Annotated in this window: 13 protein-coding genes; 11 read left to right on the top strand and 2 right to left on the bottom strand. The window is 44.6% G+C overall.

From position 1 onward, the window contains the following. Positions 1 to 1,559: 1,559 nt before the first annotated feature. Positions 1,560 to 2,156, bottom strand: a complete 597-nt coding sequence (locus CLV98_RS13085) for an NAD(P)H-dependent oxidoreductase (protein WP_109674785.1) — start codon at positions 2,154 to 2,156, stop codon at positions 1,560 to 1,562. A gap of 70 nt (positions 2,157 to 2,226) precedes the next feature. Further along, a complete protein-coding gene (locus CLV98_RS13080) occupies positions 2,227 to 2,793 on the bottom strand; it encodes a Crp/Fnr family transcriptional regulator (RefSeq protein ID WP_229203362.1) in 567 nt (188 codons plus the stop codon). A 770-nt stretch (positions 2,794 to 3,563) separates the two neighbouring features. On the opposite strand from CLV98_RS13080, the gene CLV98_RS13075 reads away from it, so the two are divergent. The 11 genes from CLV98_RS13075 to CLV98_RS13020 all read left to right on the top strand — a co-directional run bounded on the left by CLV98_RS13075 (position 3,564) and on the right by CLV98_RS13020 (position 25,195). Beyond that, positions 3,564 to 5,036, top strand: a complete 1,473-nt coding sequence (locus CLV98_RS13075) for a T9SS type A sorting domain-containing protein (RefSeq protein WP_158281256.1) — start codon at positions 3,564 to 3,566, stop codon at positions 5,034 to 5,036. 581 nt (positions 5,037 to 5,617) lie between these two features. Then, a complete protein-coding gene (locus tag CLV98_RS13065) occupies positions 5,618 to 6,172 on the top strand; it encodes an RNA polymerase sigma factor (protein ID WP_146202278.1) in 555 nt (184 codons plus the stop codon). A gap of 296 nt (positions 6,173 to 6,468) precedes the next feature. Continuing rightward, positions 6,469 to 7,653: a FecR family protein gene (locus CLV98_RS13060; RefSeq protein WP_109674780.1), complete on the top strand. Its 1,185-nt coding sequence runs from the start codon at positions 6,469 to 6,471 to the stop codon at positions 7,651 to 7,653. Positions 7,654 to 7,720: 67 nt separating this feature from the next. Next, the gene (locus CLV98_RS13055) at positions 7,721 to 11,251 is read left to right on the top strand and encodes a SusC/RagA family TonB-linked outer membrane protein (protein ID WP_109674779.1); all 3,531 of its coding nucleotides are present in this window, start codon (positions 7,721 to 7,723) and stop codon (positions 11,249 to 11,251) included. Positions 11,252 to 11,290: 39 nt separating this feature from the next. Then, entirely contained in the window at positions 11,291 to 13,018 is a 1,728-nt protein-coding gene (locus CLV98_RS13050; RefSeq protein ID WP_158281255.1) for a RagB/SusD family nutrient uptake outer membrane protein, read from the top strand. A 736-nt stretch (positions 13,019 to 13,754) separates the two neighbouring features. Continuing rightward, complete coding sequence (locus tag CLV98_RS13045) at positions 13,755 to 15,323, top strand: sulfatase family protein (protein ID WP_109674777.1); 1,569 nt, start codon at positions 13,755 to 13,757, stop codon at positions 15,321 to 15,323. Between the two features lie 16 nt (positions 15,324 to 15,339). Then, positions 15,340 to 17,637, top strand: coding sequence for a glycoside hydrolase family 95 protein (locus CLV98_RS13040; RefSeq protein WP_229203361.1), 2,298 nt, complete (start codon positions 15,340 to 15,342; stop codon positions 17,635 to 17,637). Between the two features lie 329 nt (positions 17,638 to 17,966). After that, complete coding sequence (locus CLV98_RS13035) at positions 17,967 to 19,817, top strand: family 20 glycosylhydrolase (RefSeq protein ID WP_158281254.1); 1,851 nt, start codon at positions 17,967 to 17,969, stop codon at positions 19,815 to 19,817. Between the two features lie 4 nt (positions 19,818 to 19,821). Further along, a complete protein-coding gene (locus CLV98_RS13030) occupies positions 19,822 to 21,312 on the top strand; it encodes a sulfatase family protein (RefSeq protein WP_109674775.1) in 1,491 nt (496 codons plus the stop codon). A 21-nt stretch (positions 21,313 to 21,333) separates the two neighbouring features. Beyond that, positions 21,334 to 23,646: a GH92 family glycosyl hydrolase gene (locus tag CLV98_RS13025; protein ID WP_109674774.1), complete on the top strand. Its 2,313-nt coding sequence runs from the start codon at positions 21,334 to 21,336 to the stop codon at positions 23,644 to 23,646. A 37-nt stretch (positions 23,647 to 23,683) separates the two neighbouring features. Continuing rightward, positions 23,684 to 25,195 (top strand): sulfatase family protein, encoded by a 1,512-nt coding sequence (locus CLV98_RS13020; RefSeq protein ID WP_229203360.1) that lies wholly within the window; start codon positions 23,684 to 23,686, stop codon positions 25,193 to 25,195. The last annotated feature ends 19 nt before the right edge of the window (positions 25,196 to 25,214 follow it).

Raw genomic sequence — 25,214 nt, 5'->3', positions numbered from 1 at the left:
CATTTATTTGGTAGGTGCTTTTTTTGTTGGTTGCATATAAAATTGTGTTCTTTACTCCTAAAATCCTTCTACCAGTTTATAGCCTAAACAAGGACAAATGTATGGATCAAGAATATACGAGAGAGCTCCAATGGCGGATGGTTACAATCTAAAACAAAGCGCTAGGATAATCAACGCTTGAAAACAGCGTTTAAAAAAAACGACCCGCTGGAGGGGGAGAAGGACGTAGTGGCTCCCAAAGTAAGGAAATCCGACAAACAGAAATTACATTTTAAAACTTATGAGCATCCTGAGGTTAAAAAGATTGCTTACCGAACAAGAGAGCATCCATCTTGAATTCAAAGAGGCTAGATTTGCTTTGCCCGGCAATCTGTTTGAGACCATTTCACGCCGTTTCCCAAAAATCCGGCCATTGCCAAATTTTTCATACAACTTGGTCGTGTAGACGAGCTAGGCTCCGGCGTCTTGAACGTAACACGCCTAACTACACAGTATTCGGGGAAACGGAAATCAGAGTTTGTGGAAGGTAGTGTTTTCAAGATGATAATTCCGGTGCCGGTAACTGTGGATGGCGGATTAAACTCAGTTTTGGATATAATCGATCAATTTCCGGGGATTCAGACAAAAGAAATTGCTATCAAACTGAACAACAGATCCATCAGTACGATTGAGAAACAAATTAGAAAATTAATTGAATATCAATTAATTGAGAGAAAAGGGAGTAGGAAAATAGGAGGGTATTTTGTGATTGATTAGACAGATTAAGAAGCTAACTAGTTGCGTACCACATTTCACCTTATTGGGATCATTCTGCAAATAGATTTAAGATTGAATGTGCAAATGGGGGGGAGAGTACGGAGAAAAATGGAGGTAACCTGCACTGTATGCGGCACCACATAATACCATGAACTTTGCCGGCCTAGTTTGCTGTTTGCGTGGATATTCTGGAGCATGTTGACCCCTTTGGGATTGGGATTCTTAAGATTTTTGATGTCGTTTATAAATGGTAATGGAACTTTAGCGAAGATATTTTTAGCACTAACCATACTCTAATCACTGTAAACCCAGGCTCAATTCGCAAAGAAAGGGTGTAAAAAATAAACTATGTCTGGGGTTAAATATCCATTCAAATTTATTATTCATTTTTCAAGTGCTTCGTAAATAGCCCGACTGGATATGTCATGGGCGAGCGAGGTCGACCGAAGGCGATGGTTAGGAGTAATTAGGACTATCCACCACTTTTAGGTTTAACTTACCTTGTTCTATTTGGATGGGGCTTGCTCCCTAAGGATACTCGGATAAATATGCTCTTTCCGCTTAAAAACTAAATATTTCGTTAGTCTAAATATTTGGTCAAAAACTAAACTACTTTCTAAATTTAGGTTGGCGTAAAACAATGCTCAGATTTCAGAAAGATCAGGTTGGACCCTCCCCCTCCTTAGCCCTTCTCTTAGGAAAATGAACTTCGGGGTAGTCCTCAAGCGCACAGAGCCCCAGCAGGGCGGCATCATAAGTTTAGGGCCGTTGACTAAAGGCAAGTCTAATAAAACGGTAAAATATTAGTTTTTTAATTGAGCAAATTTTGCTTCAATCCCATTCAGCCATTTTGCTCTTTTCTGATGGGGCACCTGTTTTACTGAATTCAAGCTCATCCATTTCAGGTTTCTATAACCAGTTTTCCATAAGGTGCCCAGTATCACGGCTTTCTTGATGGCGTTACCAAATATGGCCCAGTACAATGCCTTAGGGGTATTCATGGTCGTTAGCATGGTGACGCCTTTTATTTGGGTCCAAAGCGGTTTCATTCGGGTATTGGCCCGATTGGTATAGCCATAAGCCACGCCCGGAAAGATAACCTTATCAATAAAACCCTTGGTCATGGCAGGCATTAATTCCCACCATATCGGGAAAATAAAAACGAGGTGATCGGCTCGTTCTATTCTCGCTTGGTAATTGATAACTTGGGGGTCAATGGGTTTCTGGTCTCTAAATGCTTTTAGGTCATGGGCGGTCATTACGGGATTGAAGTTGTCCCGATCCAGATGGATTAAGTCTATTTGGTGGTTCCCTTTTTTAAGTCCATTGCTTACGGCCTGTAAGATGGCATTACAAAAACTCCCCTCATAAGGGTGATTAAACACGATGACTACTTTCATTTTATACTGTTTGTTTACAGTACAAAAGTCAGGCTTGGGTATTCGTCAGACGATAACAATTGTTAAGAAATCACAACTTTCTATTTCTAATGCGACTTAATGACACGGGTGTAATTCCTAAAAATGAAGCGATATAATGCTGTGGTACGCGCAATACTATTTCTGGGTTGGATTCGATCAGGTCGAGGTACCTTTTTTCTGGCTTGTCCTTGATTCTTGAAAGAAAGAGTTTTTGGTACGTGTACAATCGTTCGAAGGTTAGTCTCTCCACTTGTTGTTCTATTTCGGGCGACTGGTCCAATATGGATTGAAAATGGCTTTTGGTAATAGAATGAACGACGGAAGGCTCTATGGTTTCTATATTAAACAGACTCGGTTGGCTTGTTTTAAAGCTTTCTATCGATGAAACGAACTGTCCTTCCATAAAGAACTGAAAAGTAATGTCTGTACCCTGGTGATTGAACCAAGACCTTAAACAACCCTTTTCAATAAAATATGCATTTTTAGAAATTTCGCCTTCATGTAGTAGGATGGTCTTGGCAGGGACGGTCTCTTTCTTAAATAGATGCTGAAATTCTTGCCACTCGATTTTCCCTATTTCCATTGTTTCTTTCACTGAAGATTGATTTCGATTCATACGCTGGTATAAGCCTGGGATGAGCGTCTAACTCCTGTCTTGTCCGATCCCATTTTCGACCAAAGTACAATCGAGCCCTACCTAAGGAGCCTCGAATGTCTATAGTTATATTACTATACAAATATATTCAAAAAATAACGGTGGTACGTAGGGAGATGTTCTTGGGACGGAATAACGGGAATTGTAGTAGAACGATGAACTTTTGAGGTGTTTAAGCGCCATTTCGGTGGGGGAGTCGTTCCTTGCTTCGTTCTGTTGGTCTTGGAATGTTTGGCTAACATGCAGTTAATGAGTGGTTAACTCCCGGGGTCCTAGAGGATGCCTCCGCTCTTATTCTTTGTTTTGGGGTATGCATGCTCTGCTCTATGTATTTGGAGCCTACCCTAATTTGCCTTAGTGTTAAGAAGTATATCTAGAATAGATACTACAAAACTAACAAAATTCATCGTAATTTCAACTATTTTACTAATGTACATCATTTTTATTTATTAAAAAAATGGCTACTTACTACACTATAAATAGTCCTCTTGTAAAGTACTTCTAAATTTCACAAACTAATTACTTTTAGATTATTATTATTAATTAATTTTATACTGATTAAATTAGTTTATAGATCAATATATTTGATTAAAATTTATAATTTCTAGAATAGGTTCTTCGTATATTTTCTATATGTTTACATTTAATTTTGTCCCAAATAGAAGTATATTTCTTGTTATTAATTTTAATCTATAATAATCATGCTATTTTATCTACAAAAAAACACATTCTTGAAAAAAGTAAAGTATAGTTGTGTAGTTTTAGTGGTATTGGCCTCGATCGGTTTCACCCCTTCGGGATACGCACAAACATTCCCGGTATTGCCGAGTCCAAACTATGATGTAAACCATGCAGCGTTGGTCAAAGGAACGGTAAGCCAGGATGGAGGTAGCGGAATTGCTGGAATCCTCGTCAAATTAAAGAACTCCAGTGGCCGGGTGATTAGCAATACATTAACGGACGACCTAGGCCAGTATGAGCTGACAGCCAAGGCGGAGGCCGATAATTACAGCTTAGAAATAGAATATCCCGTAGATGGATTCTCGATATTGACCGCACCAGCGGCTTTCGCATTGTCGGGTAGCCAGATGGTAAACGGCAAGGACTTTACGCTTGTTAGAAATCCAAACACCTTAACCGTTTGTGACGTATATGAGCCAACCTTGGCGCCATGGGGCTTAAGTTCGGCAGTATACTTGAACCTAAAAAAGCCAGAGATCTCTACGGCCTATAATTCTGTGAAGTTATTTACATCGGCAACGACCCGTGAAGAAGAACTACAGGTTATCAACTCCAATGGCGGCGAAGATGCCAGAGTGCCCCGTTTGGAAGTTGGTGCCACCGTCTACCATGAGGCTCCTGGTTCATCGAGTAGTATTAACTCCTATATGGAGTTTGCAAAGAGTAATATTGGGGGGAGTCAAAACCTTGTAGTTCCCGCCTCTACTACCTACACCTATTACGATATTTCATCGGGCAATACCTGGACAAGCGGCAACCTGTCGGATGCCAATTATGCTACAAATGGAAATAATGTTCAATTACAAATCGCAGCCGAAGCTACGATCACCTCAACCATCAATGGGGGGAATGTTGCATTCAGTGTAGCGAGTAATTCCAATGCCGGAGCTTGTTTGGTATACACCTATTCATCAGACCCACTTCCGGTACGTCTGGTATCGTTTGAGGCTACCAAACAAAAAAACGAGCCAACCTTCTTAGAATGGACAACGGCAGAAGAAGAGCTTAGCAAAGAGTTTCAGATAGAAAGAAGTAGTAATGCTACCGACTGGTCGACCATCGGAGTGGTCCCTACCACCAATCAAGGCGTATCGTTGGCAGAATATCAGTACTACGACTATGAAAATGTGGGAGGAACTACGTATTACCGACTTAAAATACTGGATATAGATGGTAGCTATGCATACAGCCGAATCCGTAGTGTTACAGATGGCCCGTCTGTTAATAAGCTGACGCTTTTCCCAAATCCTATTTCCTCGTCTCAACAAAAACTTCAGTTCGACAATCTACCTTCTGAACTCCAAAAAATAGAGCTTGTTTCTATTACCGGAATGGTAGCCTATAGCATCGAAAAACCGAGTGCGGAGGGAATCAGCATGGATGGAATCTCTAAAGGATTTTATATCGTTAACGCCGTTCTTCAAAACGGACAAGTATTATCTTCCCGCTTGTTGATTAACTAAGGCTTCGCTTACCCAACCCATAAAATGGCCCTTGAGAACCGATCTCAAGGGCCATTTTCGTAAATCAGGCTGAAACTTAAGAAGGGGAAAGGGGGGGGATGGTTTGGTACTCCTGGAACAACGTTTTATTCGGTAATTAACTTCAAACAGGGAGGGCAATAAGGGTAGAACGTGTCCACTGGCTAGGGAAGCCTGGGTCAGAGCGGGCATGGGACCTGAAAGCTATCGAGATCACTTTGGTTGTTATTGTATCGTTACACCAAAAAATACCCCATGATATTTGGACTCAAAAAAACACCAACGGGGAAATATTTTATATATTTTAAGCCATTTGACGAAATTTTTTTTAAAGTATTTAAAAATTTTAATAATATTGTTCATTGCTTTTTAATTCCTTTAAGACAATTGGCAGATAGGGAGGTCATGGTTTATGACAATAGTAAGTTGGATATATTCAAGATACTCCCATCGACCATTAGAAGGGTTCCCATCTTACTCCTGATGACCCAACACATTTTTAGAGATTGATTTCATAATAGGCCAAATTATAATTTTATCAGTGTTGAATAGTGGAAAAGGTTGTGAAAATACCTGCAAAACATGAAGATACCTGGTTGCGGTTCAAAAACGGCGATCAGGAAGCCTTTACTATGCTCTATAACCTACATGTGGATAGCCTATTCAACTATGGCATAAAAATATGCACGGACAGCGATACCGTAAAAGAGGCCATTCAAGAAGTCTTTGTGGACTTGTATCTCAAAAGAGAGCATAATAATAGCTGCTTCGAAAACCTTAAGTTTTACCTTTTTTTAGGTCTGAAAAGGAATTTGATCAAAAAACTCAAACAACGTCGACGTTTTGATCCTTGGAACGATTATAGTGAGATCGAATTGGGTATGGAGTTTAGCATTGAGTATAAGTTTATTGAGTATGAGACCAACGAAGAAGTGACAAGAAGGGTACAGGCGGTGTTGGACAACTTACCTCCCAAACAGAAAGAGTCGATTTATCTGAGATTTAATGAATCGTTAGAGTATCCCGAGATAGCCACGATCATGGGGATCAGTATTGAATCGGTGCGAAAGCAATTTTACCGGGGGATCAAAACAATCAGAGAAAGTTTGGGCGTTTAGGATGAAATAGGATGCGTTTATAGTGGTACGTTCGCATGTGACAGCTAGGCACATTTCTTTCAATTTAGCCTACCCGATCCGGTGCTAGGCAGGGGGAGCGGGCATAGGGCGCAGCGGATGCCATGCCTCCGGTTGGCAGAAGTTTCTTCGGGGCTTTGGGGTTAAATCGGAAGGATCTTTATCCGAGTCTATTTGAATAGAAAATTTCGTAAATATTAATTTTTTGTAAAAAATATTAAAAATACTGTCCATGTTTATAAAGTTTCGAGCCTTTAAGGGCGTACAACGAAACTAATATGAAAGGCATCGATCAATATCTCAACGACAGCGATTTTATTACCTGGGTTTTAAATCCTAATCCGGACCTCAACGCCTATTGGGAGGATTATATGGTCGAGAACCCCGATGAGATGGCCAATATCGATCAGGCCCGGAAAATAGCCTCCAAGTTTAGCACGGAGGCTCATTTGCTCCACCGAGAGGAAAAGCAGGAGCTATTGGCAGGGATTATTTCCGAAATAGATAGTCACCAAGGTACTAGCCATAGGAGCTTTTATCTGATAGGCTTAAAATACGCTGCTATCCTATTGGGTTTCATTTCGATAGGGCTATATGTAACATCCAGATATAACCAAAATGATAGTGATTTTGATGTTTTCGTCGCCCAACAAGTCGACTTTGGCAAGGAATCGAAACTGGTAAGAATGGACGGGGAAACCATTATTTTAAAAGAGGACCACTCCCGACTGGAATACTCCGACAAGGGCCAACTCCGTATCGATAAGGATCAAGAAGGGAATGTTTCGGTGGCTCCTCATCAAAGGACCTTGAATCAATTGCTCGTACCTTATGGTAAGACGGCCGAGGTTTTGCTTGCCGACGGTACCAAAGTATACCTCAATGCGGGTAGTCGTTTGGCCTATCCATCGGTTTTTACGGGTGATTCCAGGGAGGTTTTTCTAACTGGAGAAGCCTATTTTGAAGTAACTCATGATGAAAGCCAGCCATTCACGGTACGGATTAAGGATTTGTTGGTAAAGGACTTAGGTACGAAATTCAATGTGAGTGCATATGATCACGACCTAAGGATAGAAACCACGCTCATAGAGGGTAAGGTGGCTGTCCAGAAGACGAAATCTACCGTATTTACGAAGGATACCGAGCTGAGACCCGGGCAGATGTATGCCTATCGGAAGGACACGCAAGAAGCCGAGCTGTCGGAGGTGGCAGCGTTAGACTATATTCTATGGGTTAAGGGGGTGATGAAATTTGAGTCGGAAGCGCTGGGGACCGTGCTTAATAAGCTAGAAAGGTATTATAATATCAAGTTCCGATTAGGTGAGCAGCAGTATAGGGGCATACGCATATCGGGAAAGCTACAATTGAAGGAGGATGTGAATGAGGTGGTAGAGCTGGTAGCCAGGACGGCCGCCATGCGGGTGGAGCATACGGGAGGTAATCGATATACTATTTATAAATAATCAATAAGCGTACCTATAATCATTAAAACAGCAAAAACATGAATGTTCATCCTAATTGTCTAGAATTATGCTAAGAAGATTACTCAAATTTCTGGCTCCCAGTTATCGCAAAAGAATACCATTCAAGAGGGTTCAATTTGTAATGGTTTTCGTTTTAATATCGATAATAAGCTTTGGGAATAGCTTCTCACAAGTCAAGCTGACCGTACGATTTAAGAATGCAAGTCTCAAGGAGGTTTTGAATGCCATAGAGGCAAAAACGGGGTATATGTTTTTGTATCAAGATGAGTTGTTAAAAGGACCGAAAAAAATAAATGGAAATTTTAATAATACCGATCTTGGCAACATATTAAAAAGTGTGTCTAAGCAAACGGACGTAGAGTTCGAGCTGAAAGACAAGCAAATTATACTAAGTCCTAAGAAAGCCTCGCTGTCGGCGCCCATTAAGATTCCTCAAACCATTGAGGTGAATGCGGACATAGAACTGTCGGGTACGGTAACCGATAAGGATGGGGTTACCCTACCTGGGGTGGGCGTAACGGCCGTTGGTTCTACCCGAGCCACGATAACCGACGTGAATGGTAAGTTCAAGTTGAGTGTGCCGGAGACGGTCACCAAGTTGGCTTTCAGTTTTGTGGGTATGAAAACCCAGGAAGTAACCATCGGAAGAAATGTGGTATTTAATATCAAGTTAGAAGAAGATACCCAAGGCCTTGGCGAGGTGGTCGTGGTAGGATATGGAGTTCAGAAAAAAGCACATGTAACGGCTTCCGTATCCCAAGTGGGAGAAGAGGTTTTTGAGAATAGGCCGGTTTCTAACGCCGTACAGGCCTTGCAGGGGGCTGTGCCCAACTTGCAGATCTCCAATTCGAGCTTTGGTGGAGAGCCAGGAGCCTCTCCCAGCATCAATGTTAGGGGCTTTATCACCAGCTCGGGTGGGAGCATCGGTGAGGCAAGTCCACTGGTGCTGATAGACGGTGTAGAGATGAGCCTGGCCGATATCGATCCCGACGATATCGCTTCCGTTTCGGTATTGAAGGATGCTGCCGCTGCTGCCGTTTATGGCGCAAGGGCCGCTGGGGGGGCCTTATTGGTAACCACCAAGAACGGGAAGAGCATGAATGGAGGGATGAAAATTTCCTATTCCAATAACTTTGCGATATCCCAACCTACCCTGTGGCCCGAACAGGTGGATGCCCTCACCTTTGCCTATGTCATGAATGATGCCACGAAGAACTCCGGTTCCACCGTTCCTTATTACTCCGATCAGCAACTGGAGTACATCCAGCAAAATATGTTGAATCCGGGTAGTGCACCTACCTTGGTAGCCAACTCGGCAGGTACGGCCTGGGATCAGAATAACTTTGGCTTAGGAGCCACAGGCTCTACCCAATGGAAAGATTTTCTATTTAAGAAATGGGCCAGCCGGAGCAAAAATAATATCAGCTTTACAGGTGGTAATGAAAAGCTGAATTATTATTTGTCGACTGGTTATTATAATGAAGGCGGCTTATTGAAAGTGGGCGGAGAGTCGTTCCAAAGGTTTAATATGGATGCCAAAATTGCCGCCAAACCATTGAAATGGTTAAGTTTTGAACTTCTTACCAAAATGTTGAGGAGCCAGGACGAGTTTCCTTGGGATTATAGCCAAGGAACGACCAATGGTCGAGGACGGGTTTTCGATATCATATCTAAGCTAAAACCCACCTTGCCCACCGTCGATCCTCTATATGGCGAACCGTTAATTCAGGCGCAATATCCATTATGGAGCACCCAGCGAGAGAAAAACCTGGACAATCAAATATCTATCCTACCCCGGGTGATGATAGAACCCCTGAAAGATTGGCAGATCAACCTACAATATAACTATAGAAGGAATAACGACAGGCAAATATATACAGCCTTGCCCTATACCTCTAAGCTCCCGAATGGTACTGTCGTAACCACACCCAACTTAGCGTCGACTCAGGTGAATCCAAGACTTTATACCAACGAGTACTTTTCACCGAACTTATTTACTACTTATACGAAGTCCATAAACCAACATTTTTTTAAGATTCTATTAGGGTATCAGAACGAGCTTTATGAGTCTTATAACTTATACGCCTCCGCATTAAATTTGTTATCGGAAAGTGTACCTTCTATATCTACTGCCGTCGGTAATAAGGTGATTACCGATGGTATTACCCATTGGGCGACAAGAAGTGTTTTTAGCAGGTTAAACTATAACTATAAAGAAAAGTACTTCTTAGAAGTTAGCTATAGAAAAGATGGTTCGTCTAAGTTTGAGCCCGGAAAGAGGACCTTAGGCTTTCCTTCTTTTTCGGCTGGGTATGACTTAGCCAATGAGGCATATTGGCCCTTGAAGGATAAAATACAAACCTTTAAACTTCGTGGTTCTTATGGTACCCTAGGAAACCAGAACGTGGAGAATTACTTATATGTGCCCACTTTATCCCCTTCACAGGGTACCTATCTTTTTAATGGAAGTTACCGATTTTTTGTAAATCCTCCTTCTTTAACGAGCGTGAATTTAACTTGGGAAACCGTTCAAACGACGGATTTTGGTGTCGATTTGGCAGCCTTTAAAAATCGTTTGAATATCAATTTTGATTGGTATCGAAGCGATATTGATGGCATGGCAGCACCCGGACAGACCCTCCCCGCCGTACTGGGTACGGACGCGCCGAGAACCAACGTGGGCCGCTCACGGGTACAGGGCTGGGAAACCGAAGTGGCCTGGCAAGATGCCATTGGTGAATTCAAATATAATGTCAAAGCCGTCCTCTCCGATTATAAGCGCAGTATCGTCAGCTATCCCAATGCTACCAACCTATTGTCGGACTATTATGCCGGCCAGGACTTGGGAGATGTATACGGTTTCAGATGGGCCGGATGGTTCCAATCCGCCGACGATGTGAGTAGCTATGCGATCGACCAATCCAGTATAGCCAATAGCTTTAATCCTGGAGACACTAAATTTGTCGACATTAATAATGACGGTAAAATAGATCGGGGAACCAATACCCTAGGGGACTCTGGCGACTTAACGGTGGTCGCTAACACCACACCTCGCTACCAATACTCCTTTACCATTGGAGGTAGTTGGAAGGGTTTCGATTTGAGCATGTATATTCAAGGAGTCGGTAAAAGGGATGTGCTGGTGTCGAACCATCAAAGATTCCGTGGCCCCGCCCAGGGTCCCTTGCACGCCAATGTATTAGCCGAGCATTTGGACTATTGGAGAGACGAAACGAGCCCTTTGGGCGCCAATTATGATGCCTATTTCCCCAAGCCTTATGCCGAAAACCCAGGACGGAATGTTCGTAACTATCCTAATAACGCCGCCGTGGATCGTTACATCCAGGATGGTTCGTACATCAGGCTGAAAAATCTTCAAATAGGCTACACCCTGCCTACTTCACTGACCAAAAGGTTCAAAGTGAACAGATTAAGGGTGTTTGTGTCTGGCGAAAACTTATTGACCTCCACGGACTATATGTTTTACGATCCTGAAACTACTCCCGGAAATTTTGGAAGTGCTTATTCTTATCCTTTGGCAAAGGTCCTATCTACCGGTCTAAATGTTTCATTCTAAAAATTTTAAATGATTCATTTTTTATAAAATATGAAGAACATGAAAAAGTCGAAATATATATTTCTATTATTTAGCTTGCTAGCCATTGCTGGGTGCAAAGAAGATTTTCTAGATAGAAACCCCTTAGATGAAATCTCGGAACCCGAATTCTGGAAAACGACAGGCGACCTGGAGTTGTATGCCAACGCTTTCTATCAGAATTTGCCAGGATGGGCCGGGGTTGGAAACGGCTTTTCGCCCATGCCCGACAATGGCACCGATCTAAGCTTATCATCGACGGAGGCATCTACTCGCTTGTTGGGAAACGTGACCATCCCTACTACTTCCAGTACTTCTGTCTGGAATTGGAGTAACGTCAGGAAGGCCAATTACTTTTTGGCTAATGTTGATAAAGCCACAGGTGCTGAGGCCGACATTAATCAGTACAAGGGGGAGGGGCTATTCTTTAGAGCGTATTATTATTTTAGTCTTTTAAAATCTTATGGCGACCTGCCCATTATTGATAAATACATAGAAAATACCGATGTGGATTACCTCTATAAAGGCCGTGATCCTAGAAACAAAGTAGTGGATTTTATGCTCTCTGATTTGGATCAGGCTATTTCTCTTTTGAAAACAAAATCGGAATTGACTGCCAGCAATCCACGTATAAATAAGGAAGCTGCGCTATTGCTGAAGGCCACAGTGGCTCTCTATGAGGGAACCTGGGAGAAATACCACCAGGGAACGGCCTATGGAGTGGAAGGATCAACCGGTGCCACCTATCTACAGCAAGCTGCCGAATCGGCTAAAAAGCTGATCGATGATAATACCCTTAGCCTCCATAACAGCTATGCTAAGTTGTTCAATCAAACTTCGCTCAGTGCCAATTCGGAGGTGATACTATGGAAAGAATACAATTTTACCTTTGGCAATAGTTATGGTAATGACCTACAGATATCGTGGCCTAACCGCAGTTCTTATTCGCGCTTTGCAGTACGCAGCTACTTATGTAAAGATGGGTTGCCGTATGCCCTAAGCCCCTTGTACCAGGGCGATCAACTCCTGTCGAAGATAGAAGTAAACCGGGATCCGCGTCTGGCAGCCACCATCATGGTGCCAGGAGATACCGTGGCCATCGCCGTGAACGGGACCATCACCCCTTTTACAGTTCCGAAGCTAACGACCAATAATGCGGCTGTAGGGGGATATGAGTCCCAAAAATATCGTATCCCTAATATTGATCCTTTAACAGGGACTTTTACCAGGAGTACGGCGAAGATTATTATGAGATATGCGGAGGCCCTGTTGATATACGCAGAGGCAAAAGCCGAACTGGGCACCATAACCCAAGCCGATTTGGATATTTCGATCAACAAACTGCGCAAAAGATCGGGAGTGGGTATGCCCGACCTGGTGATGTCGTCCATCGTAACGGATCCTAACTGGCCCAATTATGGCTATTCGCTCACGCCGGTATTGTATGAGATCAGAAGAGAGCGGACGGTCGAATTGATGAACGAAGGCTTCCGGTTCGACGATATGATGCGTTGGAGAGCCCATGCCTTGTTCCTAGGCCAGAGACCTCGGGGAGCTTACTACGAGCAGATTCTGAAAAGTGCAGCCTCCAACTTAAAGGTTGACAGTGAAAATTACCTGGATCCTTACATAACCTTTGTGGGTACGGCTGGATATGCCTTTAAGCCGGAACGTGATTATTTGAGTCCGATTCCAACTGACGAGATTACGATAAATCCAAACCTTAAACCCAATAATCCGGGTTGGTAAAGGAGTGAAACAAGATAGCATATCCCTATCGAAAACTCTAATTGCTCAAGGTACCATTGAGGAGTCTTGGGTATTGGATGGGACTTCTTTATGGTAAAACGGATATGATATGAAGCGTTTGGTATGTCAACCGGCTGTCCAATTCATCCATCAATCGGCCTGAAGACCGATTGATGGCTTCTTTTTCGATAACGACAGATTCACCATCTTAACCAGTGTATGCCAACCGTCTCATATTTTAGTGCTCCTAAACCCTTTAAAACCATTTTTATAATTTATTGGGATACCAACTTTTGACCAGTTGAAGGGATTTGAAAGCAAACTTTCCTTTCTGATTACGGCACTAAAAAGGGCGGATGTACCGTCCTTTTATTTCAATAGATAGACGTACTTCCCTTTAACACCGATTTTCGAGAAAGACCAAAGGGTAATATGGGCCCTGCATTAGTTAAAGAAAATGTAGATAACTTAGTGAAATACGAACATAATAGACCTATAAAGGAGGTTTATGATGATATTGATCAGAAATTTATTCAACTTTCTGCCAAGAAATAAAATAATTAGAAGTATAGTAGACTGTATGATCCTTGATAAACTATGACCATCTTATGTTTCGGCCTATATCCATCTGCAACAGACTAGATAATCTTCTCAGGAAAAAGATGAATCACCTAAAACATGCTGGCATACGAAGTCGTTCTGCTATAGTTTAAAACTTAATTTTTATAATAGAATAATGCTTAAAAAAATCCAATTTCCTATTCTCGCTTTGGCCTTGTGTGTATTATGTGCTTTTAAAGCTCCTGAAAAACCGAAAAAGCCCAATATATTATTTATCATGGCCGATGACCATACCGCTCAATCCTGGGGGATATATGGGGGCTTTTTGAAGGACTATGTAAAGGTGGACAATATTACCCGATTGGCCAACGAGGGTTGTGTATTAGAAAATTGCCTGGTATCCAACTCTATATGTGTACCTAGTCGAGCTTCTATCGTGACGGGGCAGTACAGTCATGTCAACGGGGTTAAGACCTTGGGGGGAGCATTGAGCCCAGAGGTCGATAATATTCAAAAACAGTTACAGAAAGGCGGGTATCAGACCTCGCTGATAGGGAAATGGCATTTGAAAAAAGAGCCTTCTGGCTTTGATTATTACAGTGTCTTTCCTGGACAGGGCGTATATTTCGATCCTTTGATGATCTCCAAGGGCGACTGGTTGCCCAATGAAGGAGGGGGTAAGGTACATAAAGGCTTTAGTACCGATATTGTTACCGATATGACGATCGACTGGATTGAAAATCGGGATCAGTCCAAGCCCTTTATGATGATGTGCCATTTCAAGGCTACCCACGAACCGTTCGATTATCCCGAGCGATTCAAAGATTTGTATAAGGATATTGATATTCCCGTTCCACCCACATTTTGGGACAGCAGCGCCGCCACGACCAATAGGCCATTTACGGGGCAGTCTATCGACGAACTTCAGCGCCGTATGTTGTATGCCAGTGAGGATCCCTCGCATTGGGTGCATCATATGATGTACCCCGAGCTGCCCTTTACGGTAGCGGGCCTTACCCGCGAGGCGGCCCGTATGAAGACCTATCAAAAGTTCATAAAGGACTATATGCGCTGTGCCGCAGCGATAGACGATAATATCGGGAGGCTGCTGGATTATCTAGACAAGAATGGATTGGCCGAGAATACCATCGTGATTTATACCTCCGATCAAGGCTATTTTTTAGGAGAGCATGGCTGGTTTGACAAAAGGCTCATTTACGAAGAATCGGTTCATATGCCATTCGTCATACGCTACCCCAAGGAAATACCCGCTAATACCCGTAATTCCGATCTGATTGAGAACGTGGACTTCTCGGCCCTCTTTGCCGACTACGCAGGGATAAAATATCCTTCCTCTATGCAAGGGGTGAGCTTCCGGGAGAACCTCAAGGGAAAAACGCCAAAAAACTGGCGTAAATACGGATACTACCGCTACTGGGAAAGTTCCAAAGACCGTCCAGGCCATTTTGGTATTCGCGGAAGCAGGTATAAGCTGGCTTTCTATTATGGTAATGGCTTAAAAGAGAATAATTATAAACCGGGAGAAGAACCAACGCTGTATTGGGATTTCCACGATTTGCAGGAAGATCCGCTAGAGGTTCGGAATGGCTATAAGGAGCCAAAGTATCAGGATATTATCGCTAATATGAAAAAGGAAATAATTAGTCAGCGTCAGTTATTGGGGGATACCGATCAAGGAAACGAAGAAATACTGGCCATTATAGCCAAGCATTGGAACGATTAATAGAAACGAATATAGCATGATGAAAAAAGTATTTAGTTTAATGGGGCTTTTGCTAGGCCTTACACTTTCGAGTCAGGCCCAGCAAAAGCAGCAGCTAGTTTATACGGAACCCGCCAAAAAATGGACAGAGGCCTTGCCCGTTGGAAACGGTAGTATGGGGGCGATGGTGTTTGCTGGGGTTTCTCAAGAGCATATTCAGTTTAATCACGAAACCCTATGGAGGGGTGCTCCACATGATTACGCCCATTCAGGAGCCAAGGATTATTTAGCCGAAATTAGGCAATTACTGGCCGATGGGAAGCAGGTAGCGGCTCAAAACCTGGCGGGTGAAAAGTTTATGAGCGTTCCTTTAAGTCAAATGGCTTATCAACCTTTTGGCGATTTGTATATCGATTTCAAAGGTCATGAAAGTTTCCGTGACTATAGCAGGGTGTTGGATCTCGAAAAGGCCCTCTGTACGACCAGCTATAGAGTTGGGGAGGTGAAATATGATAGAGAGGTTTTGGCCAGTCACCCCGACCAAGCCATAGCGATTAACCTAACGGCGAGCCAAGCCAAAGCATTGAATTTTGAACTATGGCTAGACGCCCTTCACGAGGAAAAATCGGTTAGTAGTTCGAAAAACACCCAAACCTTGACCGTTAAGGTGAAGGATGGGGTGTTGAACGGTGTGGCTATATTGACGGTAAACACCAATGGTAAAATAAAAACTGTTGGGGGCAAGTTGCTAATTAGCGATGCCTCCCAAGCGTCCATCTATCTTTGTGCAGCTACCAATTATAAAAATTTCAAGGATGTAAGTGGTAACGCTGAGGCATTAGCAAAAGGACAAATTAACAAAATTAAGAATAAGGATTTTGCTCGACTAAAAGCCGCTCACCAAGCAGACTACCAGGCACTTTATAATCGTTTTCAAATTAGTTTTGGGGAAAACGAAAGGTCTGGACTACCTACCGACCAGCGCTTGGTTGCCTTTGCCGAAGCACCTAATGATCCCCAGTTGATTGCCCTGTATATGCAGTTTAGCCGCTATTTGACCATAGCCTCCAGCAGGTCGGGAACCAACCCTGGTACCTTACAGGGTATATGGAACGATAAGCTGACCCCGCCCTGGTTTAGCAGCTATACTACCAATATCAACACCGAAATGAATTATTGGGCCGTAGAAAGTACCAATCTCTCCGAATGCCATGACCCCCTGTTCAAATTGATTGAAGAGTGTGCTGAAACCGGGAGGGTAGTAGCTCAGGAGCATTATGGCGCCAAAGGATGGGTATTACACCATAATACCGATATTTGGCGAGGAGCAGCCCCCGTCAACCATTCCAACCATGGTATTTGGGTGACTGGCGCGGCTTGGCTAAGCACCCACATCTGGGAGCGTTATTTGTATACGCAAGATCAAGCTTTCCTAAAGGAGAAATATCCTTTAATGCGGGATGCTGCCCTTTTCTTTACCGATTTCCTTATCAAAGATCCTAAAACGGGCTATTTGATCAGTACGCCCTCCACCTCTCCCGAAATAGGCGGGCTCGTGGCTGGCCCTACTATGGACCATGAAATTATCAGAGCCTTATTCCGGATCGTTATCGAAGCTTCGGAAACCCTAAAAACCGATGTGGAGTTTGCTCAGAAACTAAAGGAAATGATTCCTCAAATACTACCTTACCAAATTGGAAAACATGGCCAGCTGCAGGAATGGAAGGAAGATCAAGACGACCCCAACGAGCATCACCGCCATGTATCGCACCTATGGGCCGTATATCCAGGCAACGAACTCAACCCGGTAGAGACCCCCAAGTTTTTTGATGCAGCCAAACAATCTCTGATGTACCGTGGCGACAACGGGACAGGCTGGAGTTTGGCATGGAAAATCAATTATTGGGCCCGGTTTCTAGACGGTAATAGGGCCTATACCCTGGTGCATAAATTGCTAAGCCCGGCAGAGGTTCCTGGTAAACCCGCTCGTGGCGGAACCTATCCTAATCTTTTTGATGCGCATCCGCCATTTCAAATTGACGGTAATTTTGGAGGGACATCGGGCGTGATAGAGATGCTGATGCAGAGCCACTTAGGTTCTATTAGCGTGTTGCCCGCCTTGCCAGATGCACTCCCCCAGGGACAGATTAGCGGCTTACGCGCCAGAGGGGGCTTTGAACTGTCCTTTAAATGGCAGGACGGGGTGCTGAGCCAGATAGAAGTACTTTCGACGGCTGGTAAAACGTGTACCCTAACCTATAAAAACCATAGCATTACTTTTGATACTGAAAAGGGTAAGAAATATATGCTTAACGGAGAGCTGAATAAATTATAATTAGCTGTTCAGCCAAAGCGCTATCGAATCACGAAAAAAAGGGCCTTCGACGAGCCCTGTCACGCTCTGCGTGATCAGGCTGACATCGGTAAATTTCGAAGCACTGCTTGAGCGCTGCTAAAGCATTGTCATGCTGAGCCTGTCGAAGCACAATTGAAGCGCTATCGAAGCACAATCGAAGCGCTGCTTAGGTAAAATCGAAGCACTGGTATTTTTTAAACGGCTCTAATAGCCTCCGTTTACCCTTTTAAGGGCCGAGATAATTAATAATATTTTCAAAGAATCACATCGAAGACCCCATGTACCCATTAACCAAATCTGCCGACAGAATGAAGAGGAAGTTTAAGATCCTGATGTTGCCTCTTTTGGTCGGTCTATTCGCTTATCTTCCAGGCAAATCTTTGGACCTTATTCCCCAGCCCCAACAGGTGAAAATGGGGACGGGTTACTTTGAGTTGACTGAGAAAACAAAGGTTATTGTACCTAAAGAATATGCTAAGGACCTTAGCGCCTATCTACCAACGAAGGTGTTGGCCGATGTGGGGATCAAGATTCAAGTAGTTTCCGGACAAGGCTCCGTGGCAGGGAAGGGGATCTTTTTTGAAAAAACAAAAGACCCCGCCATGGCCCCTGAAGCCTATGAACTGTCGGTATCTCAGGATAGAATCCATGTTAAAGCGAGGGATTATGCGGGCATGTTCAATGCCTTCCAAACCATCAGGCAGCTTATGCCCGTTGGGAAGGTGGCCGTAGTGAATATTCCAAGTGTGACCATCACCGATCAGCCACGCTTTGGATGGAGAGGGATGATGCTCGATGTTTCGAGGCATTTTAGAACGAAGGAATTCGTTCTAAAACAGATCGACCAGCTGTCGGCTTATAAAATCAATAAATTTCATTGGCATTTGACCGACGATCAGGGTTGGCGAATAGAGATCAAGAAATATCCTAAGCTTACCCAAAAAGGCGCCTGGCGGGCCGATAGAACGGGGATCGCCTGGTGGGAACGCAAAGCGGCTACGGCCGAAGAGCCCAAAACCGTAGGGGGCTTTTATACCCAAGACGACGTTAAAGAAGTAATAGAATATGCCAGAGTGAGGAATGTGGAGGTGATTCCAGAGATCGATGTCCCTGCTCATAGCAAAGCCTTAATAGCCGCTTATCCTGAGCTTTTTTGCTTGGATAGTGCCAATTTTGAAGTAGCAGTGGGCGGCAAGGCACCAGATAATGCCCTATGTGCTGGGAAAGAATCCACCTATGCGTTTATGGAAAATGTAATAGCGGAGGTGGCGGCTTTATTCCCGACTCCGTATTTTCATATCGGGGGCGATGAGTGTGACAAGAGGAACTGGCTAAAATGCCCCCATTGTCAAAAAACGATTCGGGACCATCAGCTGAAGGATGTAGAAGAGCTACAAAGTCATTTTATACAAAAAATGAATGCTATGATCGTCAAAAACGGGAAGGTGATGATAGGTTGGGATGAGATATTGAGTGGAAAAGGCGCCAAAGGGGCCACCATTATGGCCTGGCGACGCGGTAGGCACAGCCCCGAGATAGACGCACCAAAGGATGGATACCCCACTATCATGGCGTCTTATCAGCAATCCTATATCAGCCAGGTACAAGGCCCCAATGAGCTCGAGCCAGAGGGTCCCAAAGGCATTGTGGCCTTATCGGGAGTATATGGCTACGAGCCTATCCCTCAGGAACTGACAGCAGCGGAAGCCAAGCTGGTGATAGGGACAGAAGCTTGTTTGTGGGGGGAGTTTACTCCTACGCCTCAGCATACCGAATATATGCTTTATCCCAGAGCCCTGGCCAATGCAGAAGTAGCCTGGAGTAATCCGGAGGTCAAAAGTTGGCCGAGGTTTCAAGCGGCCATTGAATCCCATTTTGATAGGATGAGACGGGATGAGGTCAACTTCTCTACGAGTATGTACAGCATCTATGGTTCCTACGCTCTGGATAAATTGAATAAACAGGCTATGGTGTATTTGCTTACAGAGACCGAAGGGTATCAGATTTACTACACGATCGATGGGTCCAACCCAACCATGAACGCCATCAAATACGAGGGGGTAGCGGTACATCAACCGGGCATAACCCTAAAAGCCGGGCTATTTGATAGGGACGGAAAGCTACTAAGTCCTAAAATCACAGAATTAAAACTGAAATAGAAATATGCGTTTATCGAAACTTATTCTCTTTTGCTGGTCTATATCCCTGGCAACGGCCTATGCTCAGAAATCCCCGAATGTCGTCTATATATTATGTGACGACCTGGGCTATGGTGATGTGCAGTTTCTAAATAAAGAGAGGGGTAAAATTCCCACCCCCCATATAGATCAGCTGGCTCAACAGTCTATGACTTTTACCGACGCTCATTCGGGCTCGTCGGTATGTACGCCCACACGCTATGGGGTGTTGACAGGCCGATATGCCTGGCGCTCCGAACTGCAAGCGGGCGTATTGCTCGGGGGGAAGGAGTTTAGCCCCTTAATCGACCAAGACCGGTTAACGGTTCCTAGTCTGTTAGCCCGAGCCAACTACCATTCGGCGGCTATAGGGAAATGGCATTTGGGGTTTCACTTCGTGGATGAAAATGGGGATAGCCTATCGGTTAAAAACAAAAACTTTTCGTCGGGTGTGCCTATGGGCACCCGGGTACCCGATGGTCCTATCACCCGGGGCTTCGATTATTACTATGGCTTTCACCATGCGGCGTCTATGTCGACGCTGATAGAAAATGACAAGGTGGTCGCCGAAGTCGCACCGGTAGAGATGTTGGATCTATTAAGCAAGAGGGCCTGTACGTACATCACCGAACGAGCCCAAAGTACCGAACCCTTTTTCTTATACCTAGCCTTAAACTCCCCCCATTCCCCCATCGTGCCGTCGGCCAAGTGGCAAGGGAAAAGTGGGGTAGGTAGCTATGGCGACTATGTGATGCAAACCGACGATGTGTTAGGGCAGGTGATGGACGCACTCGCAAAAAATGGATTGGATGAAAACACTTTGGTGATTTTTACCAGCGATAACGGCTGCTCTTATCCGGCGGCCAACGGGAAGAAGCTGGTAAATGAGTACGGACATTATCCCAGTGCACAATTCCGCGGCTACAAATCCGACATTTGGGAAGGGGGGCATCGAGTTCCCTTTATCGTGCGCTGGACAGGTACGATAAAGGCTGGGACGGTGAACACCCAAACCATCTGCGCTACCAACCTGATGGCGACCTGTGCAGAAATAACCGGGCTGAAAATCCCCGACGATGCCGGCGAAGACTCTTATAGCATGTGGCCTTTATTGATTGGTAAAAAGGTGAAATCTACAGCCCCGATCGTCAGCCATTCTATCAACGGTATGTTCTCGATCCGGGACGGCAAATGGAAATTGGAGTTATGCCCGGGCTCGGGTGGATGGTCTAACCCTACCGATGCGGCGGCCCAAAAGAAAGACCTGCCCGAAATACAGCTCTACAATATCCTAGCCGATGAAGGGGAGCAACATAACGTCTATCAAGAAAACCCCGCTGTAGTGGCGAAACTCACTAAAAAGTTGATGAAAATTATCGATGACGGTCGAAGTACCCCCGGTAGCAGAAGGAGTAACGATGTTCCTATAGACGTTTACAAGAAGGGGCTAACTGAAAACACGACCGAGAAACATTGACCAATAGATAATACCTATAGCATGACTCCAAACAAAATAAAGGGTTTCAGTATAGCCGCCTTCTTGGTGGTACTGGTCGGCCAGATGGGCTATGGCTTTCAAGATAAGGAGCCCGTAGACCATATTAACCCTATGATTGGTGCGGTAACGTACGGGAAGCAGTCTAAAGATGCCCATGGGTTTGGCAAAACTTTCCCTGGGGCGGCCACACCCTTTGGTTTGGTACAGCTAAGTCCCGACACCTTTACGGGTGGTGACAATGGCTCGGGCTATTCCTATGAGCATCCTACCTTGGAGGGGTTTAGCTTTACGCATATGAGCGGGGTAGGCTGGTTTGGCGACCTGGGTAATTTCCTGGTAACTCCCACTACAGGGCCTCTCAAAACCAACCGTGGCGTTCCGGACCATCCGGAGGGGGGCTATCGCTCTCGTTTTTCCCATGACACGGAAACGGCCAAGGCAGGCTATTATAGCGTAACACTCGACGACTATAAGGTGAAGGCCGAGCTCACTGCTGCGCCAAGAGCGGGGATCATCCGGTTTACCTATCCCCAAAATAAAGAATCCAGAATCCAGATCGATTTATCGCGCCGGGTAGGGGGGACTTCTACGGAGCAGTACATCAAGATAGTGGATGACCATACGATATCGGGCTGGATGAAATGTACCCCCGAAGGAGGGGGCTGGGGGGCCGGGGCCGGAAACGCCAACTACACCATCTATTTCTATTGCCAGTTTAGCAAGCCTTTAAAAGACTATGGTATTTGGAGTGCGGAGATCCCTGATGGTCCCAGAAAAATGAGGCAGATAGGCACAGAAGCCTATCAGCTAGCCGTTGCCAACGCCAAGATATACAAGAATAAAAGAGAGTTTCAAGGCAAGCATTTGGGCTTCTACTCCAATTTCGCTACCACCGAAGGAGAAGAGGTCATGGTGAAAAGTGGGATCTCTTTCGTGAATTTGCAAGGCGCCAAAGAAAACCTGGAACATGACATCAAGGGTTGGGATTTCGATCAGGTATACCAGGAGGCCCGAGGCTTATGGGCTAAAGCGCTAGAGAATACCCAGGTGACTGGTGGTACCGAGGATGAAAAAACAATTTTTTATACCGCACTATACCATACCATGATCGACCCTAGAGCCTTTTCCGATAGCAATGGAAACTACATAGGAGCCGATAACAAGGTCCATAAGACCGATGGCTTTACCTATAGAAGCATTTTTAGTGGTTGGGATGTTTTTCGCTCGCAGTTTCCCCTGCAAAGTATTATTAACCCTGCCTTGGTCAATGATGAAGTCAATTCTTTGATTCAGATGGCCGAGCTGAGTGGTAAAAATTACCTGCCACGCTGGGAAATGCTTAATTCGTACTCCAACTGCATGCTGGGCAACCCGGCAGTGTCGGTGATTGTGGATGCCTATCAGAAGGGTATCCGTAATTATGATATCGCTAAGGCCTTTGAGTACAGTAAAAATACCGTGGATACTTTTGCGAATAATGCCGAGGGTTTTACGGCCAATCAGGTGTCCAAAACCCTGGAATATGCCTATACCGATTGGTGCTTGGGCACCTTTGCCCAGTCTTTAAATAAAACCAGCCTAGCTCAGACCTATTTCGAAAAGAGTAAGTCTTATGCCTCCATTTGGGATAAGGAGGTCAATTGGTTCCATGCCAGGGATAGCTCAGGAAAGTGGACGGAGTGGAAAGGAAAAACAGTACATGGGCAGGGTTGTATAGAGAGTAATCCATTTCAGCAGGGCTGGTTTGTGCCTCATGATGTGGACGGATTGAAGCAATTGATGGGTGGAGAGGCGGCTTTTAAAGCGGAGCTCACCTCATTCTTCGACCAAACCCCCGATCATTTTCTATGGAACAATTACTATAACCACGCCAATGAACCCGTGCATCATGTCCCCTTTTTATTTAATACGGCGGGGGTACCTCATCTAACTCAAAAATGGACCAGAAAAATTTGTAGTGCAGCCTATGGCATAGACCCTTATGGGCTTTGTGGCAACGAAGATGTGGGACAAATGTCGGCCTGGTATGTTTTGGCGGCCATAGGGATTCATCCTATTTGTCCTGGCGATAATAAATACCAGATTACAAGTCCGGTATTCAACAGAATTGATATCAATTTGGATGCTCAATATTATAGCGGGAAAAAGTTCTCCATCATAGCCCGTCATAATTCCCCAGAAAACATCTATATCCAAAGCCTCCAATTAAATGGTAAACCCTTGGACAGGTATTGGATTAGTCATCAGGAAATTACGGATGGAGGGGTGCTGGAAATGGAAATGGGTCCGGAGCCGTTGGTCATGAATAAATAAATTTTATAGGTTAGAAAAAATGTTAAAAAGTGCCGTTTTGAAAATTTCCAAGACTTTCGTTTTAAGTAGTCTTTATTGGGTCGGGTTCCTCCTACAGGCAGAAGCGCAGCCTACCCAAAGCACCAACAAACCCAATGTGCTGTTCATATTTGCCGATGACCAACGCGCCGATGCACTAGGCATCGCAGGCAATGGCTACATACAGACCCCTCATATCGACCGATTAGCGAAGACGGGGGTTAGGTTCGAAAATGCCTATGTGATGGGTGGTACCCAAGCGGCGATCTGTGCCCCCAGCCGGGCCATGTTAATGAGTGGTAAAAGCCTGTTTCATGTCTATGATAAACTTAATGGCGTTTATACCATGCCCATGCACTTTTCCAAAAATGGTTACGAAACTTTTGGGACGGGCAAATGGCATAATGGTGGGGCAACATTCGAAGCCTCGTTTATGAAGGGTAAAAACATCATGTTGGCCGGTATGAGTAGTCATTATGAAGTGCCTTGCCGGGACTTGGGGGCCGATGGGAAATTGGGGAAGCCTACTATAAAAGGCTTTTCTACCGACATATTCGCCGAATCGGCCATAGAGTACCTAAACGACTATGCCTCTTCTGATAAGCAGAACCCATTCTTCTGTTATGTGGCCTTTACCGCCCCACACGACCCGAGGTCGCCACGTGACGACTATAAGACCATGTACACTCCAGAGTCTATGCCTCTGCCCGGAAATTTCAAAGCCCTGCATCCCTTCGAATTCGACGACCTCAACATCAGAGATGAAACCCTGGCGCCATGGCCTCGAACACCAGAAATTATTCAGGAGTCCCTGGCCGATTACTACGCACTAATTTCGCATATGGATCATCGTATCGGTGATATCATCCATACGCTCAAGAAAAACGGTCTCTTCGACAATACCATTATCGTATATGCCGCCGATAATGGCCTGGCCATGGGAAGTCATGGTTTGTTGGGGAAGCAAGATATGTACGAGCATAGTACCAAAGTGCCGTTAATTATCAGCGGACCCCATATCCCTAACGATAAGATCAGTGAAGCCCTGGTTTATTTGTATGATCTATTTCCTACCCTGAGCGATCTGTGTCAGTTGCCGGCTACCGAAGGGATAGATGGAAAATCCCTCATGCCTATTATGAATGAAGAGGAATTGGAGGTCAGAAAAACGCTTTATACCGTTTACCGTGGTACCGCCAGGGCTATCCGTAATCAGAGCTGGAAACTGATTTACTACCCAGAGCGTAACTTTATCCAGCTTTTTAATCTAAAATCCGACCCTTTAGAGATCAACAATTTGGCCGCCATACCGGAATTTGCCGATAAGAAAAAGGAGTTGATGGAGCTATTGACGCAGGCACATCAAGAGTATGAAGATACGGCTGAGCTACATCCAGCAAAAATATTGCCTCTGGAATACGATTATAAAAAACTCAAGCAAAACCCCGATAACCTCCAGCCTCCTTATGTCCTGGAAAAATATTTTAAAGGGGTGAATCTGGACCGGGTCAAAAAAAGCAATCATCAATAAGTTTCGTAACATCAAAAAA

Origin of the sequence: Dyadobacter jejuensis, assembly GCF_003149085.1 — a bacterium.
Classification (GTDB): domain Bacteria; phylum Bacteroidota; class Bacteroidia; order Cytophagales; family Spirosomataceae; genus Dyadobacter; species Dyadobacter jejuensis.
Note: the sequence above shows the minus strand (reverse complement) of the source record. Positions and strands in the feature narration are given on the sequence as shown.

Excerpts from the sequence above, each read along its gene's own strand:
- CLV98_RS13085 (WP_109674785.1), bottom strand. The coding sequence starts at position 2,156 with ATGAAAGTAGTCATCGTGTTTAATCACCCTTATGAGGGGAGTTTTTGT.
- CLV98_RS13080 (WP_229203362.1), bottom strand. The coding sequence starts at position 2,793 with ATGAATCGAAATCAATCTTCAGTGAAAGAAACAATGGAAATAGGGAAA.
- CLV98_RS13060 (WP_109674780.1), top strand. The coding sequence starts at position 6,469 with ATGAAAGGCATCGATCAATATCTCAACGACAGCGATTTTATTACCTGG.
- CLV98_RS13055 (WP_109674779.1), top strand. The coding sequence starts at position 7,721 with ATGCTAAGAAGATTACTCAAATTTCTGGCTCCCAGTTATCGCAAAAGA.
- CLV98_RS13050 (WP_158281255.1), top strand. The coding sequence starts at position 11,291 with ATGAAAAAGTCGAAATATATATTTCTATTATTTAGCTTGCTAGCCATT.
- CLV98_RS13045 (WP_109674777.1), top strand. The coding sequence starts at position 13,755 with ATGCTTAAAAAAATCCAATTTCCTATTCTCGCTTTGGCCTTGTGTGTA.
- CLV98_RS13040 (WP_229203361.1), top strand. The coding sequence starts at position 15,340 with ATGATGAAAAAAGTATTTAGTTTAATGGGGCTTTTGCTAGGCCTTACA.
- CLV98_RS13035 (WP_158281254.1), top strand. The coding sequence starts at position 17,967 with ATGAAGAGGAAGTTTAAGATCCTGATGTTGCCTCTTTTGGTCGGTCTA.
- CLV98_RS13030 (WP_109674775.1), top strand. The coding sequence starts at position 19,822 with ATGCGTTTATCGAAACTTATTCTCTTTTGCTGGTCTATATCCCTGGCA.
- CLV98_RS13025 (WP_109674774.1), top strand. The coding sequence starts at position 21,334 with ATGACTCCAAACAAAATAAAGGGTTTCAGTATAGCCGCCTTCTTGGTG.